The 16,713-nt window shown below is 35.5% G+C and carries 14 protein-coding genes and 1 other annotated feature (1 of these 15 cut by a window edge); of the genes, 9 read left to right on the forward strand and 5 right to left on the reverse strand.

Annotated features, from left to right (window positions below; genetic code table 11):
- Positions 1 to 32: 32 nt before the first annotated feature.
- Entirely contained in the window at positions 33 to 659 is a 627-nt protein-coding gene (locus MOC86_RS14545; protein ID WP_268584801.1) for a YitT family protein, read from the reverse strand.
- 177 nt (positions 660 to 836) lie between these two features.
- On the opposite strand from MOC86_RS14545, the gene MOC86_RS14550 reads away from it, so the two are divergent.
- Entirely contained in the window at positions 837 to 1,277 is a 441-nt protein-coding gene (locus tag MOC86_RS14550; protein WP_243511461.1) for an Lrp/AsnC family transcriptional regulator, read from the forward strand.
- A 16-nt stretch (positions 1,278 to 1,293) separates the two neighbouring features.
- On the opposite strand, the gene MOC86_RS14555 is transcribed toward MOC86_RS14550, so the two are convergent.
- Entirely contained in the window at positions 1,294 to 2,871 is a 1,578-nt protein-coding gene (locus MOC86_RS14555; protein WP_268584802.1) for a PTS sugar transporter, read from the reverse strand.
- A 182-nt stretch (positions 2,872 to 3,053) separates the two neighbouring features.
- On the opposite strand from MOC86_RS14555, the gene MOC86_RS14560 reads away from it, so the two are divergent.
- Complete coding sequence (locus MOC86_RS14560; RefSeq protein WP_268584803.1) at positions 3,054 to 3,356, forward strand: hypothetical protein; 303 nt, start codon at positions 3,054 to 3,056, stop codon at positions 3,354 to 3,356.
- A 196-nt stretch (positions 3,357 to 3,552) separates the two neighbouring features.
- Positions 3,553 to 4,992 (forward strand): aldehyde dehydrogenase family protein, encoded by a 1,440-nt coding sequence (locus tag MOC86_RS14565; protein WP_268584804.1) that lies wholly within the window; start codon positions 3,553 to 3,555, stop codon positions 4,990 to 4,992.
- 73 nt (positions 4,993 to 5,065) lie between these two features.
- Here the strand turns inward: MOC86_RS14565 and MOC86_RS14570 are convergent, their stop codons facing one another.
- The gene (locus MOC86_RS14570; RefSeq protein WP_268584805.1) at positions 5,066 to 6,358 is read right to left on the reverse strand and encodes a transcriptional regulator; all 1,293 of its coding nucleotides are present in this window, start codon (positions 6,356 to 6,358) and stop codon (positions 5,066 to 5,068) included.
- A 272-nt stretch (positions 6,359 to 6,630) separates the two neighbouring features.
- Between MOC86_RS14570 and MOC86_RS14575 the strand changes: the two genes are divergently transcribed.
- From MOC86_RS14575 to MOC86_RS14595, 5 genes are all read left to right on the forward strand, one after another.
- Positions 6,631 to 8,034: a M20/M25/M40 family metallo-hydrolase gene (locus MOC86_RS14575; RefSeq protein ID WP_268584806.1), complete on the forward strand. Its 1,404-nt coding sequence runs from the start codon at positions 6,631 to 6,633 to the stop codon at positions 8,032 to 8,034.
- A complete protein-coding gene (locus tag MOC86_RS14580; protein ID WP_268584807.1) occupies positions 8,034 to 9,275 on the forward strand; it encodes an MFS transporter in 1,242 nt (413 codons plus the stop codon). Before MOC86_RS14575 ends, MOC86_RS14580 begins: the two co-directional genes overlap by 1 nt.
- A gap of 78 nt (positions 9,276 to 9,353) precedes the next feature.
- Positions 9,354 to 10,466, forward strand: a complete 1,113-nt coding sequence (gene menC, locus MOC86_RS14585) for an o-succinylbenzoate synthase (RefSeq protein WP_268584808.1) — start codon at positions 9,354 to 9,356, stop codon at positions 10,464 to 10,466.
- 30 nt (positions 10,467 to 10,496) lie between these two features.
- Positions 10,497 to 11,828: a D-serine ammonia-lyase gene (locus MOC86_RS14590; protein WP_268584809.1), complete on the forward strand. Its 1,332-nt coding sequence runs from the start codon at positions 10,497 to 10,499 to the stop codon at positions 11,826 to 11,828.
- Between the two features lie 170 nt (positions 11,829 to 11,998).
- Positions 11,999 to 13,171, forward strand: a complete 1,173-nt coding sequence (locus MOC86_RS14595; protein WP_268584810.1) for an iron-containing alcohol dehydrogenase — start codon at positions 11,999 to 12,001, stop codon at positions 13,169 to 13,171.
- A 37-nt stretch (positions 13,172 to 13,208) separates the two neighbouring features.
- On the opposite strand, the gene MOC86_RS14600 is transcribed toward MOC86_RS14595, so the two are convergent.
- The gene (locus MOC86_RS14600) at positions 13,209 to 14,405 is read right to left on the reverse strand and encodes a macrolide family glycosyltransferase (protein WP_268584811.1); all 1,197 of its coding nucleotides are present in this window, start codon (positions 14,403 to 14,405) and stop codon (positions 13,209 to 13,211) included.
- Between the two features lie 340 nt (positions 14,406 to 14,745).
- Between MOC86_RS14600 and MOC86_RS14605 the strand changes: the two genes are divergently transcribed.
- A complete protein-coding gene (locus tag MOC86_RS14605; RefSeq protein WP_268584812.1) occupies positions 14,746 to 15,528 on the forward strand; it encodes a hypothetical protein in 783 nt (260 codons plus the stop codon).
- A gap of 242 nt (positions 15,529 to 15,770) precedes the next feature.
- On the opposite strand, the gene MOC86_RS14610 is transcribed toward MOC86_RS14605, so the two are convergent.
- Positions 15,771 to 16,283 (reverse strand): hypothetical protein, encoded by a 513-nt coding sequence (locus MOC86_RS14610; protein ID WP_268584813.1) that lies wholly within the window; start codon positions 16,281 to 16,283, stop codon positions 15,771 to 15,773.
- A gap of 416 nt (positions 16,284 to 16,699) precedes the next feature.
- Positions 16,700 to 16,713 (forward strand) — a binding site (T-box leader) (it continues 218 nt past the right edge of the window).

The raw sequence follows: 16,713 nt of genomic DNA on the forward strand, positions 1-16,713 counted from the left end.
AAAAAACCGAGCCGGATTTTGTGCTCGGTTTTTTAAGCTTCTGCTTTATGTTGAAAAGGCATTTTTATCGAAGGTTGTATAGTTTGTTCTTTGCTGCTAGCTGCGATTTGACGTTTGAAATAGCCTATGATAAAAGAGGTTACAGCAATAGAAACAACGGAACATAGCCCTTTGAAAATTCCAATGCTATATATACTCAATAAAACAACAGCAAAATCAAGCGAAAAATTTACTTTTCCTGGATTTAGTTGAAATCGCTTTTGAAAATAAAGAGTTACAATATTAAATCCACCAAGAGAAGCGCCGTTTATAAAAAGAAAAGATAATCCGAGGCCAATTACTGCTCCACCAATTACAGCCCCAAGGATGCTTGGAATTTCAAAAGAAGGGAGAAAGGGATTAACAGCTGTTATCAAAGATAACAGTGTTACAGCACAAATCGTTGTAACTGTAAACTTCATGCCCATTTTAAAAAAGGAAAAAATGTAAAAGGGAATGTTAATAAGAAAAAATAAAATCGTAAAAGGAGCGTCGGAAAGATACGCCAAGCTCAACGACAAACCTGCAGTTCCTCCTGTTACAACATGTGAATGATTTAAAATAATAACGCCTGTTCCTGTAAGAAGGCAAGCGAGTAAAATGTTAAAAAGTCTTTTCATCATATCCTCCATTCAAAAGCTTTCTTTATTTCAAAAAGAATAGTTTGATACTTCACAATTTAATGATATGATGACAGAGAGAAGAATTACATATCAAAAGGAAGGGAATAAAAGTATATACTTTCTCTTTTGAAATATATTTTGAATTTTTGTTTTTATTTTGAAGGAGTTGTTCATATGGATATAATTGATGTAAAACTCTTAGAACTTTTGCAGCGAAATAGTCGCATGACCGTTAGTGAACTTTCCAAAAGGTTAGCTCTTAGCAGACCGAGCGTTTCAGAGCGTCTTCATCGCTTACAACATAGCGGAATTATTGAAGAATTTAGTGCGCGCATTTCATTAAGTAAGGTTGGTTTAGATATTCAACTTTTTATCCAAATAGGGGATTTAAAAAAGTCTCCAGCCGAGATTGAAAAGTTTATTGAAAAAGAGGAGGGAATTATCGAAGCTCATCGCGTAACAGGTACGTCAGGCTATATTATAAAAGCCGCTGTTCCGGATATGGCAAAAATGAGGATGTTAATTGATCGACTTATGCCGTTTGGAATGTTAACAACGTCCGTTATTCTAGCTTCTCCCGTACCTCACCGTCACTTGAAAATAGAAGTAGACTAAAAAAGCTAGCGCATTTTTAAAAAAACGCGCTAGCTTTTTTATTTGATTGTGTAGTTTCTAGCTTATTTGCAGTTGCTGTAAAAATAAAGGAAGCGAGTAAAGAAACAATCATAGCAATAATAAATCCTGATGTATGATTGGATAGGAATGGAGCAATAACGGAAGGAACGTAAGCTGTACCACGTAAGTCATAAAGCCCAACAATCATCCCTCCAATTCCTGACGAAAGGAGTGCTCCGATAAAGACTAGTTTGCTTGCGAACATAAATGGATAAGCAGACTCGACAAACGTTCCAAATCCAATGTTGATAAGGAATGAGGGAGCTGCTGCTGCGGATTCTCCGCGTTTTTTAGGGAAGATAATATTCGCAAGATTAATACCAGCTGCAACCATAACGAGTCCGACCATATCGACAGATCCCAAAAAACTGTTTCCTGTTTTCTCCATTTCTAAAATAACAATAGGTAAAATAGCGGCATGATAGATACCAGCTAAAATAGCCGGCCAAATGAGCAATCCTGCTAGAGTTCCAGCTACGATTGGATTAAAATCAATCATACTTTCAATTGTGTTTCGAATAAGATTGCCGGCTTTGAGAGCAATAGGACCAAGAATAAAGTAGACAGCAAGACCAGGCAATAGTCCTCCTAATCCACCTGCGACAATATTAACAGTTGTGGTAGGAAAGCGCCATTTTGTACAAAGCGAGAACAGAGCTGGCACAAGATAACCTGCACAAATTCCTGCAAGTAACCCACCTAAGATGCCGCTATCTGTTGCCATCACTCCGGCCACAACACCAGCCACAATTGATATTTCATCTAAGTCAGCTATTTGGCGAGCTGCAATAACCGCAATTACAACAGGAAGAGCTGCAATTAATAAGTCAAAAATATCTTCAACTTTCTCAAGTCCTGGAATTTTACTTAATGCTAAAATAATAGCTAAAGAGATAAAAGCGGGAAGTGAAGAGGTCATAATGCTTCTAAAATTCACCTTTTTGCTTCTAGAAGATAAATCATTCTTATTTTGTTTTTCGTTTAGCACTGGTCGATATTTTACACCCCAATGTTTAGAAAGGGACGTAACAAAGCCAATTGCTCTTGTCTTGTTTGAAGTACCTGTTGTACCTGACTGGGAAATAATGCGAGCTCCGAGTGATCCGAAGGCTGCCATTGATGTTCCTCCTGTTCCAACAAGAGGAATCTTTTTTTCAGCTGTCGCTTTAGCAGCCAATTTGTTTGCCCCTTTTGGATCAGCACTCATCGCGATAACACCGTCAATATTTCCCGCATAAATGTTTTTAGCAACTTTTTGATCTATTTCTTTGGCCTTTTCATTAACAGCTTCTAAACTATCTTCTAAAACGAGCGTCAATTGTTCACTTTCTTGATTCCACTCGAGTAGTCGTGCTCTTGTATTCTTTTTTAGGGCATCCATAGAAGCATCTGTTGCGATAAATTGAGCCCCTTCAATTACAAAACCAGCTTCTTTTACTTGTGTATTTAATTCTTTCATCAATTGATCTGGACTGCTGCCACCTAGATGATATAAATTGCCCCCACTGCTTGCCATTACAAAAATTTTTTTCATATTTGTTATCCAACCTTTATTGTTTTATCACTCTAATAGTTTACTATGATAAAGTATAAAATGAAAGTTATTTCTGAAAAATTTAAATGGAAAAGAAAGTTAAAGAAGGGGAAACAAAAAGAAGAGAACAATCGTATAAAGATTAAAATGAAAATTAAAGAATAAGGAGGGTACTTTTTTTTATGATTAGGCTGTTTTTCGTTATTCTTATGAGCCTTTTTATCATTTATGTAGGAGTTAAAATTGGGAAACGAGAAAAGGTTGATTTCATTGCAGGCTATAACGCCATCTTCAAACCTCGAAACGAAAAAAAACTTGCAAAGAGGGTAGGAGCTCTTGTAATGTTGTTTGGTATCGAAACCATTGTTTTTATTACTCTATCTTTATTTCTTTCGAATTTAGGTGGTTTTTATGGAACTTTAGTAGTTCTTAATGTCTTATTCCTAGGCATTTTTATAATTGTAGATCAAATATCAAACTTCTAAACAATAGGGGATATTTTGTCTTTCACGTCCTATTATTAAAAGAATACTAGCCTTAGCATAAGAGCACATCAAACAGTTCTTTTCTAATTTTCTTGTTTTAAATGTATAAAGACGGGTAAACAAAGACTAGACAATATTATAACAGGATAACATTTAAAAATAGAAAAGAGTAAATTGAAAAGGGAGAGATGAACTTATGTATACAAACTTAAAACATTTTATTAACGGTGAATGGATAGAATCAACAGGTAACGAAACGGAAGATGTCATCAATCCAGCAACAGAGGAATCGATTGGTCAAATTAGCCAAGGAACAAAAGAGGATTTAGATAAAGCTGTTCAAGCAGCAAAAGCGGCTCTTCCAACGTTCTCAAAAACATCAAGAGAAGAACGAATTAAAATGCTTGAAAATATTGCAAAAGGATACGAGAAACGTAAAGATGAGCTTGTACAAGTAATGACGGACGAGCTTGGCGCTCCGCTTAAAATTTCTAGGGAAGTTCACTATGAAATGGGTCTTGCACATTTCAAGAAAACGGCGGAAGCTTTAAAAGACTATAAATTTGAAGAAGATCGTGGGAATTACAAATTAATTAAAGAAACAATCAGTGTTAGCGGTCTTATTACACCATGGAACTTTCCAACAAACCAAACGTCTACAAAAATTGCGAGCGCCATCGCAGCAGGAAGTCCAATGGTATTAAAACCTGCTGAGCTTACACCATTTGCGGCAATGATCCTTGCTGAGATTATCGATGAAGCTGGGGTACCAAAAGGAGCGTTTAACCTTGTAAATGGTACAGGCAGCACAATCGGAGACGGCATTAGCTCACACCCTGATATTGACTTTGTATCCTTTACAGGTTCTGCGGGTGTTGGTGAAAAAATTATGCAAAATGCAGCGAAAACAATTAAAAAAGTAGCATTAGAACTTGGCGGTAAATCTCCATTAATCGTACTGGATGACGCTGATATTGAAGAAGCTGCAAAAATTGCCGTGTCTCATATTTCATTGAACTCTGGCCAAGTTTGTACAGCAGCAACTCGTATTATCATCCCGGAATCTATGAAGAAAGATTTTGAGGAAGCAATGAAAAAAGCTATTCCGTCATTCCCAGTCGGAGATCCATTAGACAAAAATGTTGTAACAGGTCCTCTTGTAGCTAAAAAGCAATGGGATCGTGTTCAATCTTATATTGAAAAAGGAATTGATGAAGGAGCAACGCTTCTTACAGGTGGTACAGGAAAACCTGATGGATTAGAAAAAGGTTATTATGTGAAACCAACAATCTTTACAGATGTATCAAACGACATGGTTATTGCCCAAGAAGAGATTTTTGGACCTGTAACAGCAGTGATCACGTATAAAGACCTTGATGAAGCATTAGAAATTGCGAATGATACTGTATATGGTCTAGCAGGCTATGTAGTTGGTAAAGATCAGGAAACTCTTGATTATGTGGCTAAAAACATTCGCGCAGGTCAAATTGTTGTAAATGATGCTGAACAAGATCGCAGCGCACCATTTGGAGGTTTTAAACAATCTGGTATTGGTCGAGAATGGGGAGTATTTGGAGTTGAAGAATACCTTGAGCCAAAATCTGTATTTGGTGTTAAAGTACCTGCAAAAGCATAAGAATAGAAAAAAGGAAGGAGATTTTCTCCTTCCTTTTTTTTGCAATGAAAATTAGAGTTTACAAGAATTTTATTTAAAAATTTACTTTATAGATGGAGCGAGGTCTTCCTTTTTGGTAAGGTTGTTCTTCTCCTACAACTTGAGCTAAATGATGATCCAGAAGTTTTTTAAGCATCCGTTCAGCACTTCTTTTGCTTAAATGTAAATAATCAGAAAGGTCATTTGCTGAGAAATGATTAAAGTTATGGAAATTTAGAAACTCTACAATTTTGCTTACGTTTGATACGCTTATCCCTGTTTTTTTAGAGATTGAAAGAATATCTTCATCCATGCTTCTTAAGGCATATTGCTGAGGTTGACTGTCTAAAGGACCAATGACTACTTTTTTATCTGTCACAATATAAGCTTTTCCTTGTACTGAATTTTTTGAATGATAAAGAGCAATATTGGCATTTTCCTGCGCTTCCTTTGTTGTTAATCCAAGTCCAAACCCTAAGCTAACTGAAACCTCTAGGCTTTTTTCCATTTCAGCTGCGATAGGAAGCTCACTATAACCATTTGTTATGCTCTCTATAGCGCCCCTTGTTGCATAAAGAATAAATTGATTCTCCTCTAATTGTAAAAGGGATGCATTGATCTTTTTTACGAATTCTTTTAATATTTGGTAGGCTTTCATCGATGGGGGATGATGAAGCTCACTTTCAGCGTTATGAAGAGAATACGAAGAATCTTCAATTGTAACAAGACCTACAACAATTTGTGCTTTCTTACTATTTCTAATTTTTCCTTGATCAATAGCGCGATCTAGAGCATCAGAAATGTTTTTTTGGGGTTTAATAATGTGCATACTTTTTACGCCAAGTTCGTTTAATTTCACATATACAGCTTCAACACTTGTAAGAACAAAGTCAACTTTTCCTTGTTTCCAAAGGTTGTAATGAAAGGCTACAAGTGAGTCGAGGTTATAGTTTCCTTCATATTCTTTAACAAATAATGAGTCTTTACTTATATCTAGCTCATCAAACACGTTATATACATAATCTTGGTCTGATATATCAATAGAAATTCTCTTTGTTTCTTCTTGTAAAATATAACGAATATGATACAAGGATAAAATAATGCTATATTCATCTGATGGAATATATACAGAGGGAAGACCACTTTTTTGAATTTCTTGCTGAGATAAAAAGTAAGGAATGGGACCTGCGAAAAACAACACATGAATATCGTTCTTTATTTCTTTGACGAGAGCAGGGGCTTCCTCAGGAGTTTTATATATGCATGGTACGAGTTCAATATCATCTTTTTTAGTCTTTAACACATGTCTTATAAGTTGTTCAGAACCAATAACAGCAATACGTATCATTATTTTCCCCTTCTCAACGTTAGTATGTAATAATGTCATCATAAAACAAATTATAAAATTTTGGAAGAAAAATAAAAGCGTTACGAATAACATACTTAAAAATAATATTGTAAATATTCTGAAAATTATTTATAATACTTTTATCGGATTATTTAACGACAATATAACGTCAAATTAACGGTTTTATATTCATAAAATCAAGGGTTGTTAGTTCCGATCTCTTAAAGGTTGATTGAAAACTTTACATTTAACGAAAAAAGGGGAGATGTGTGATGACCTTAAAAAACGTTTCAGCAATGATTAAAGAAAGAAAAGAAGAATATTTAAATCAATTGTTTACTTTACTTCGCCAAAAAAGTATAAGTGCTCAAAATATAGGAATAAGGGATTGTGCAGTTTTACTTAAAGGAATGATGAATGAAATAGGCATTGATACACGTCTTATTGAAACAGACGGTCATCCTGTTGTATATGGAGAGCTAATGAACAGTAAAAATAATTTTACTCTCTTAATTTATGGACATTATGATGTCCAGCCTCCAGACCCGCTTGATGAATGGATTTCTCCTCCATTTGAGCCGACAGTTAGAGATGGGAAAATTTATTGTCGCGGTGCAGGAGATAATAAAGGACAACTAATGGCTCAGGTGCTAGCTGTTAAAACATATTTAGATGCTGTAGGGGAATTGCCGATTAATATTAAATTTGTTTTTGAGGGAGAGGAAGAGAATGGGAGCGTCAATCTTCCTTCATTTGTAGAAGAGAATAAAAAACTTTTAAAAGCAGATCTTGTATATAGTTCTGATGGCTCTTCTCACGAAAGTGATGCGCCGCTTATGTTGCTTGGTGTGAGAGGAATGCTTTATCTCGAACTTACAGCTAAGGGAGGAGAGTGGGATAATCATTCAGGTAACAAAGGGAATATTGTACCGAATCCAGTCTGGAAACTTTTCGATTTGTTATCAACGATGAGAGATTCTTCTGGACGAGTATTAATTGAAGGATTTTACGATAATATTTTACCTCTATCTCCAAAAGAGACAGAGCTACTAAAATCTATTCCCTATAATCAAGAGGAAATAGGGAAAAAAATCGGTTATCCTAATTTGAAAATGGATGGAGAGACGTACTATCGTAAATTAACAATGGAACCAACGTTTAACATATGTGGTATTCACAGTGGGCATACAGGAGAGGGAGCTAAAACAATCATTCCTTCTAAAGCGACATTAAAGATGGATATTCGTCTTGTTGTTGATCAAAGTCCTGATGATATCTATAAGAAATTTTGCACTCATGTAAAAAAATATGCTCCAGATATTAATGTTAAGAGAGTTGGCTCTTTTAAACCTTCTCGAACGTCAGCAGAATTGAAATGTGTTGAAGTTGTAACAGAAGCATTGCGAGAGGCTTATAATGAAGAGCCTATTATACAGCCAAGTCTTGGAGGGAGCTTGCCAGACCATGTATGGACAGAGGTTTTGCAATTGCCATCTATCCTTGTTCCATATGCAAATTTCGATCAAGGAAATCATTCGCCAAATGAGAATATTGAAATTGATTATTTTCTTAATGGGATAAAATCTACATGCTACGTCATTCAGAAGCTAGGAGATTATGAAAAAGACCTTAAAAAGGAAGGCGCAATTTCAATAGATAAAGGGGGAATGTCTTAATGCCTAACTTACCTGCCAAATCGTCCGGCAAATACTCGGTTTTAGCTTTTTTATTTCTTGGTTGGTGTATTTCTTATATTGATCGAGCTGCAATTAACATCGGGATTGCCGCCATTGGCAGTGAGTTTAATTTAAGTACAACGGTGCTTGGAGTAGTATTAAGCAGTTTCTTTATTGGTTATGCCATTATGCAGCTACCAGGCGGATGGCTTGCTGATAAATTCGGTTCAAAAAAGATTATTATCAGTGCTATTTTAATTTGGTCTGTTTTTACAATATTCACTGGACTGTCTTGGTCATTAGCTTCACTAGTTGTTATACGCTTCTTATTTGGAATTGGTGAAGGAGCTTATCCATCTGCTAGCTTAAAGGGAATCGCAGAAACGTTCCCTAAAAAAGAGAGACCTAGAATGGCTTCTATTTTGATGTCCTCTAACTATGTTGGAAGTGCTTTTGCTCCCCTTATTATTGCTCCGATGATTTTATTGTTAGGATGGAGAGAAACATTTTTCGTTATTGGAGCAGCAGGGATTGTTTTCGTGATATTTTATTGGCTTTTCATAAAGTCCCCTGTACAGAAAGAAGAAAAACAAAGTAAAAAAACAGTAGAGAAAACGTCTTTAAAACAACTATTAAAAATGCCGCTTATGTGGCAACTCGTTATTGCTTGGTTTGGATTAAGTATGGTCAATAAGGGCCTAGATTCTTGGATGCCAACGTATTTAATGAATGTACGTAATTTAGATTTGAAAGCAATTGGGATTTTAACTCCGCTCCCTTTTGTTGCAGCAGGAATTGCTATGACAATGGGTGGATGGATTATGGACAAATATTTTAGCGGCAAGGAAAAATATTTGTTGATTTCTAGCGCATCTTTAACAGCTATCTTTCTATACCTCATGTATAATGCTTCTTCTGTTGCAATGGTTATCACCTTTCAAGCTCTTGTTTATTTCTTCAAATCTTTCGTTTTTGCAACAGTTACAGCTCTCCCTCAGAAAATGTTTTCAAAAGATATTATCGGTTCAGCAAGCGGAATGATCAATCTTGGCGGTCAATCTGCTGGATTTGTCTCACCGCTTATGATTGGAATTTTAATTAGCACATTTAATGGCTCATATGACGCAGCTTTTTGGTTTCTTATTGCGTCAGCAGGACTCTCCATTATCTCAGGTTTAACGATTCAAAAAGCGCGAAAGGCAACCGAGATAGACGATGCTCCAACGCCTACTGTTTCGTAATAGTCAAACTTTCTCTGCGATAAGAGAAACGTTTATTTTTAGTAACAGATAGAGGATATGAACATTAGGAGGACGAAGATGGAAATTGAAAAAGTAGTCTTGCGAAAAATGAAAATGAGATTGAAAAAGCCGTTTAAGGTTAGCTTTGCAGTTATAAAAGAAAGAGACTTTATTGTGGCAGAAGTTTATTCTGGAAACTATGTAGGATATGGTGACTGTTCAGCTCTCCCTTTTCCTTTTTATAATGAAGAAACAAATCAAACGGCTTGGCACATTCTTAAAGACTATCTTATTCCTATTCTTTTTGAAAAGCGAACGATTGATCATCCGGAGGAAATTAATAAACTATTCTCTCATATCCGGCGAAATCAGATGGCAAAATCAGCCTTAGATTGTGCCGTATGGGATTTGTATGCTAAAGAAAACAATATACCATTATGGAAAGCTCTAGGTGGGGAGCGTTTGCAAGTTGAAACAGGAGTGAGTATTGGAATACAACAAACTCCAAATGACCTCTTACGCGTTATAGAAGGTCACTTAGAAGAAGGGTATCGCCGTATAAAAGTTAAAATTAAGCCAGGTCAAGATTTTTCCTATTTAGAAGAGGTTCGTAAACAGTTTGGAAATATTATGTTAATGGCAGACGCGAATTCTGCCTATTCTTTAAAGGATATAGAGCTACTAAAACGGCTAGATGATTTAAACTTATTAATGATTGAACAACCTTTAGCACATGATGATATTGTGGACCATGCAAAACTACAAAAAGAAATGAAAACAAGAATTTGCTTAGACGAAAGTATTCATTCTGTAGAAGATGCAAAAAAAGCTATTGAGTTAGGAGGCACAAAGACTATTAATATTAAAGTAGCACGTGTAGGGGGATTAACAGAGACAAAAAAAATTCACGACTTGTGTGCTGATCATAACATTCCTGTATGGTGTGGAGGAATGCTAGATACAGGTATTAGTCGCGCTCATAATATTGCTGTCGCAACTCTACCAAATTTTAAGTTTCCAGGTGACATTCCTGCATCAAACCGTTACTGGGAAAAAGACTTTGTTTCTCCTGAAGTTGTTATTAATCAAAATAGTATGATTGAAGTGCCAAAAGGGCAGGGAATAGGTTTTCAACCCATTTCATCTTTGTATGAGGAATTCACTTATGAAAAGAAAGAGTTTGTAAGATAATTGTTTTATATGTAGAAAGGAGTGAGCAAGATGTCATCAACAAATATAGCCGAGACTTGGAGAAAAAATCTCCTTGTACAGCAAATTATGAATTATAAAGAAGTGTTATGGCTAAATGGCGATTATTTTATGAATGATGAAGCAACAATGAATCTATCTTTAAGTGAAAAGGATATTCTAGAAGCTGAACAGCGGCTAGAACGTTTTGCTCCATACATTGCAAAAGTGTTTCCAGAAACAGAAGAGAAGGGCGGAATGATTGAATCTCCCTTAACGAATATAGTTTCTATGAAAGAAGAACTAGAAAGGCGATATAACGTGTCTATACATGGTGGGATGTTTTTAAAGGAAGATAATAAACTTCCCATATCAGGTTCAGTAAAAGCGAGAGGCGGTATTTATGAAGTTTTAAAACTAGCCGAAGATTTGGCAATAAAAAATAATATGATTCAGCATGATGATGACTATACGAGGTTTTCTCACTCTCAATTTAAATCTTTCTTTTCCAATTATTCTATTGTCTGTGGATCAACAGGGAATTTAGGATTAAGTATAGGAATTATGGGAGCTGTATTAGGATTTAATGTGGTTATCCATATGTCTAAAGACGCCAAACAGTGGAAAAAAGATTTATTAAGAAGTAAAGGTGCGAAGGTAGTAGAACATAGTGATGATTATAGCAAAGCAGTAGAAGTAGGGAGAAAACAGGCTCTTCAAGATAAGAAAAGCTATTTTGTTGATGATGAAAATTCAAGAAACTTATTTTTAGGATATGCTGTTGCTGCATTACGATTAAAAGAGCAGTTAAAGGAAAAAGGTATAACAGTTAATAAAGAAAATCCGCTTTTTGTTTATTTACCTTGTGGAGTAGGAGGCGCTCCTGGAGGTATTACATTTGGTTTGAAGACCGTATTTGGGCATAGTGTTCATTGTTTCTTTGTTGAGCCTACTCATTCTCCATGTATGTTACTTGGACTTATGACGAAGCAGCATAGTGATATATGTGTACAAGACTTTGGATTAGATAACCAAACAGAGGCAGATGGTCTTGCAGTTGGTAGGCCTTCTCGGTTTATTGGAGAGTTTTTAGAACATCTCATTTGTGGTGTGTATACAATATCAGATAATGAGTTGTTTTCTTTGTTGCATCTCTTAAAAGATAAAGAAGCGATTAAAGTAGAACCATCTGCAGCAGCTGGAATAGCTGGTCCGGTCGTTTTACATAGGAATAAGGGAAACCATCTTGTTACCGGTCAGTTAGAAAAAGCAACCCATATTGCGTGGAGTACGGGAGGTAACATGGTACCAGAGGATATTTGGTACTCTTACTATGAAAAAGGAAAAGTCATAACCCATAAATAGTTTTATCCGAGAAGGCTATCAAAAATAGCCTTCTTATTTTTTAGTTATGTAAGTTTTGTACAACTTCAAACAATATCCTTGAATTCTTGCAGTAGAATGTTTATAATAGCACACCTGTGCACAATTTATAACAGTGCTTGCAAATTTATAAAATGGAGAAGATTATGCATATGGAAAATTTCATGTATCATAACCCAACAAAATTGATTTTCGGAAAAGATCAGCTTAACGTTTTACCAAAGGAACTAAAAAACTACGGAAAAAATGTTTTGCTTGTTTATGGAGGCGGCAGTATTAAGAGAAATAGCTTATATGACAAAGTGATTAGCCTTCTAAATGACGCGGAAGCTAGCATATTTGAACTTGCTGGAGTAGAACCAAACCCACGTTTATCGACAGTAAGAAAAGGAATTGAAATCTGTCAAAATGAGAAAATTGATTTCATGCTTGCTGTTGGGGGAGGAAGCGTAATTGACTGCACCAAAGCGATTGCAGCAGGAGCTGTATATGATGGTGACGTATGGGATATTATCAATAAGAAAGTAACAGCTACAAAAGCATTGCCATTTGGCACTGTGCTAACTTTAGCAGCAACAGGTTCTGAGATGAATCCAGACTCTGTTATCACAAATTGGGAAACAAATGAGAAATACGTATGGGGTAGTGAAGTAACGCATCCAAAGTTTTCTATTTTAGACCCTGTTAACACGTTCTCTGTTCCTCGTGACCAAACAGTGTATGGCATGGTAGATATGATGAGTCATGTTTTTGAACAATATTTCCACAATGTCAAAAATACAAAGCTACAAGACCGTATGTGCTATTCTGTACTGCAAACGGTTATTGAAACAGCTCCAAAATTGCTTGAAGATCTTGAAAATTATGAGCATCGCGAAACGATTTTATACTCAGGCACAATTGCTTTAAACGGTACGCTTCAAATGGGGTACTTCGGAGATTGGGCTTCTCATACAATTGAGCATGCGGTATCTGCTGTATATGATATTCCACATGCAGGTGGACTTGCTATTCTATTCCCGAACTGGATGAGACATACGATTGATCAAGACGTCTACCGTATGAAACGTCTTATGACAAATATGTTTGAAATGGAAACAGAAGGAAAAACAGATAAAGAAATTGTACTAGAAGGAATTGATAAGCTCAGTGCATTTTGGTCAAGTCTAGGAGCGCCATCTCGATTAGCAGACTACAATATTGGCGATGACCGACTAGAAGAAATTGCTGAAATTGCAGCTCGTGAAATGGACCATGGTGGATTTGGAAACTTTAAAAAGCTGACAAAAGAAGACGTGCTTTCGATTCTTCGCGCATCATTATAATAAAAAAACCTCCAGCCCAGCTGGAGGTTTTTATTATTTAGGATGAAACAGAAAGTTTTCCTTCCATATAACCAATAATTCTTTCTGCTTCTCTAACAGGACCTGGGGCTTTTTCAAAACTGCGCTTGATAGCCTCAATTCCTTTTTTATACTTTTCATCTTGTAATACTTCTTCAACAGCATTTTTTAAAACAGCTGAAGTGACCGTTTCTTTTTCGATTCGATATCCTGCCTCAAGTTCGACAAGGCGCTGTGCGACCATTGGCTGATCTTTGTCAAAAGGCATTACAACAAGTGGTACTTCGAAATGAATGCCTTCATTAACACTATTCATTCCTCCGTGTGTAATAAAAACATCTGCTTTTTTCAAAACATCAAGCTGTGGCACGTAGCTGAAAATAAGAAAGTTTTCAGGTGCTTCTTTTAGTTTTGAAAAGTCTGTTCTTTCACCAGCTGCGATGACCACTTTTCCATCGAAATCTGAAAAAGCTTCAATGCACTTGTTGAAAAATCCTTCAATATCATCTAATACAGTGCCCATTGAGATATAGATCACTTTTTCATTTTCAAGCTTCCAAAGTGGAAAAGAATGTTCTACATTTCGATTAGGGAAGCTTGGTCCGATAAAGTGACATGTGCTGTCAAACAGTTCTCTCGTAGGTTGGAAAAATTCGCTTGTATACACAACGGTTAGTTCTCCTTGATTGTTCATCAGCTGAAGAAGGCTTTTTAGTTTTACGCCATATTCACTCTCAAATTTATCAATATTGCTTTGAACTTCCTCGCTAGGAAGAAAGTTAGCAGCGTTATTTGGATGAAGAGGGATGGCTTCTAAACGCTCTTCAGGCATTAGGAAGGATGCAGAAGATACAACTCCAGGAATGTTCAAATAATCACGTACAAGTTCGCCAGCACCAAACTTATCATAAAAAACAAAGTCAAATTGAATATTTTGTTTTAAAGTACTAACAATTTCAAGAACATGAAGGCATGTTTTAACTTGAATATTTAAAAATGCGTTAAGACCTTCAGGTGTGAAAGGTTTAATCGAGACACCTGTTACTAAATCAGGATGTGTATGTACAGAAGCGCCGACTCCTTCAAGACGAGTTCTAAAGCGTTCGGTTGTAACATAATGGACGTTATCTCCTCGCTTTTTGAAAGCTTCTACGATACCAAGGGTTGGATTTACGTGTCCTTCAGCAGGAAAATTCACCATTAAAATATTTGCCATTATATTCACTCCGTTTCTTTGTTCTCTTTTATCGTAACGAACTCTGTTTACTTTTACAACTGAAAAGGATAGACGTAACGCTCTTATAATACGATGTCAACAAAAAAATATTTACAAAAAAGGATAGTTTAACCTAATATTCTTTGTTGAAATGGATTTCACTGTGTTAAAATTTAAATATTAAATAAAAGCCATTTCTAATAAAAATGTAGATTGATATAGATTTCTATTCTAATAAGGAGCGGAAATCCATTTTGTTTTATTCCAAAGTGATGAGCTAAATTAAAAAACTAGTATAGGAACATATTCAACGCTCATAAATTTTGGGAGGTCGTTTTTAATGTTAGATTATATCAGCTCTGTGGCCTACTTTGGATCGATTGCTGTAATGATGCTATCCATTCAAATTCTTCCGTTGCTTTCTCTTGTTATAGCCCTTATCCAACTCTTTTTTAAAGTCCGAGTTAAAACATCATTCTTGACTGTTTTGACAGCTATATTTATTAAGATTGGCCATGATAGAGGAGCATTAGAGAAAGGTCACATAGAGATAGGAAGACTCATAGATCATATTTACGATCATTCTTTGTTAGGATATACGCTTATGTTTGCTTATATATACTTATTTTTTTGGTTCATTTACTCGCTTGTATGGTGGATAAGAAAATACATAGAAAATCGTTTTAAAGAGGTCAATGACAAGAGAGATAAAGATCAAGCGAGAGTTAATAGGAAAAGAAAAGTGCTCGTTCTTTTCTGTATTCTCACCTTTCTTCCGTTTATTCTTTTCACAGGCTATTATTCACATCAATATTATTTGCAAGAAACACTGATTGTAGAAAGTCATTCTCCAAGGAATATAAATAAAATAGAAGTTTTTGAGAGGGGAAAGCCTGCGTTTATTGGTCCTTCAATGATAGAGGCTAGAGGTCATTCTTTAGTTTATATAAAACGTCCTGTTTTCAACGATGGAAATGCGCTTTCCTCACGCAATGTACTTGTCATATGGGAAGGTGATTATCGAGCGACGATTATTCTCCAAGGAAAAGGGCAGGAAGATGAAAAAATGCAATTTATAATTTCTCCTAAGACAGGGAAAGAGACATTCAAAGTTTTACGTTAACAAGATTTCGCCTGTTTTATAAAAGAACTCCACCTTCAAAGGAAGGGGAGTTCTTTCTCATAGAAGGAGATAAAACGAAAAGGAACGGTCATCGACCACAATTGCAAAAGTTGGTTATTTGTAAAAGGTAAAAGTGTGATTGGTCAATAGTCATTGGTTTTGCTAAATCCATCACATGAACCAAACTTATTTTGGGAGGTTTCTCCTTCTATGCCTTGAAGGGAGTCTCACCGCTTCAAGGTTTAAAAATACTTATCGCCATCAAATGGAAGATAAACAGCGTAATTTTTAGCATTAATGCTGTTTGATAAACGATTAGCCCTTTTTTCTGCTTCCAAAGCTTTTAGGCGATATTGTTCTGGATTAAACATTGCAAGCTTAACAATTTGTACTCCATCTCCATAGTATTGGTATTCTTCAATAGAAGATGAAGCATATGTTTTATATTTACGTGCTTTGGCTCTAAGTTGAGTAGCGAGCTCAATTGCTTCTACAATTGTCAGTGAAGTTTTATCAAACATAACTTTATTTTGTACGTTTGCTTCATACATAAGGCGATCAAGTAAACGTAAATCTCTTCTTACTTCTTCTACATCATTTTCAACGTGTTCTAGCGTACGAGACTGTTTAGGTGGCTTTTGATCTTTTTCAATTTCTACAAAAGCGACACGATCCATTTCTTCCTCTAGTTCATGAATACGTGAAGATAGAACGCTTTTTAATTTTACAGCTTCAGCTAATGAAATAGTTGCCATCTTATATTCTCCATTTCTTTCTCATTTTTTTATTTTTTAGCTTGCTTTTTGAAGAGAACAACATAAAATATACTAGGAAAAAGAAAGGCATAAATTTTCCTAGAAGAGAAGATGATAAAAAATAAAGAGTCACCATTCTTCCTTTTAAAAAGTATATATAATACATTTCATAGCATTTTAGACATATTGTACCATAAAATCTTCTTTTGAATAGTGAAATATTTGAATAATTTCTCCTAGATGGTAATACGTCTTATCATGACAAAAGGGGTTTCATATCCTAACTAGTAGGTAAGATAAGAAAGGAAAGTTGTATTGAAACTCATTTCTTTATAAAAAGATGTAACTGATTCTAAAAAAACTTGACTTTTTAAAAAGATGTTCGCTATAATCACTACAACATAACGTCGAATAATGATTTAGCGATGAA

Source organism: Priestia endophytica, from assembly GCF_026790145.1.
Lineage (GTDB): Bacteria > Bacillota > Bacilli > Bacillales > Bacillaceae_H > Bacillus_I > Bacillus_I endophytica_A.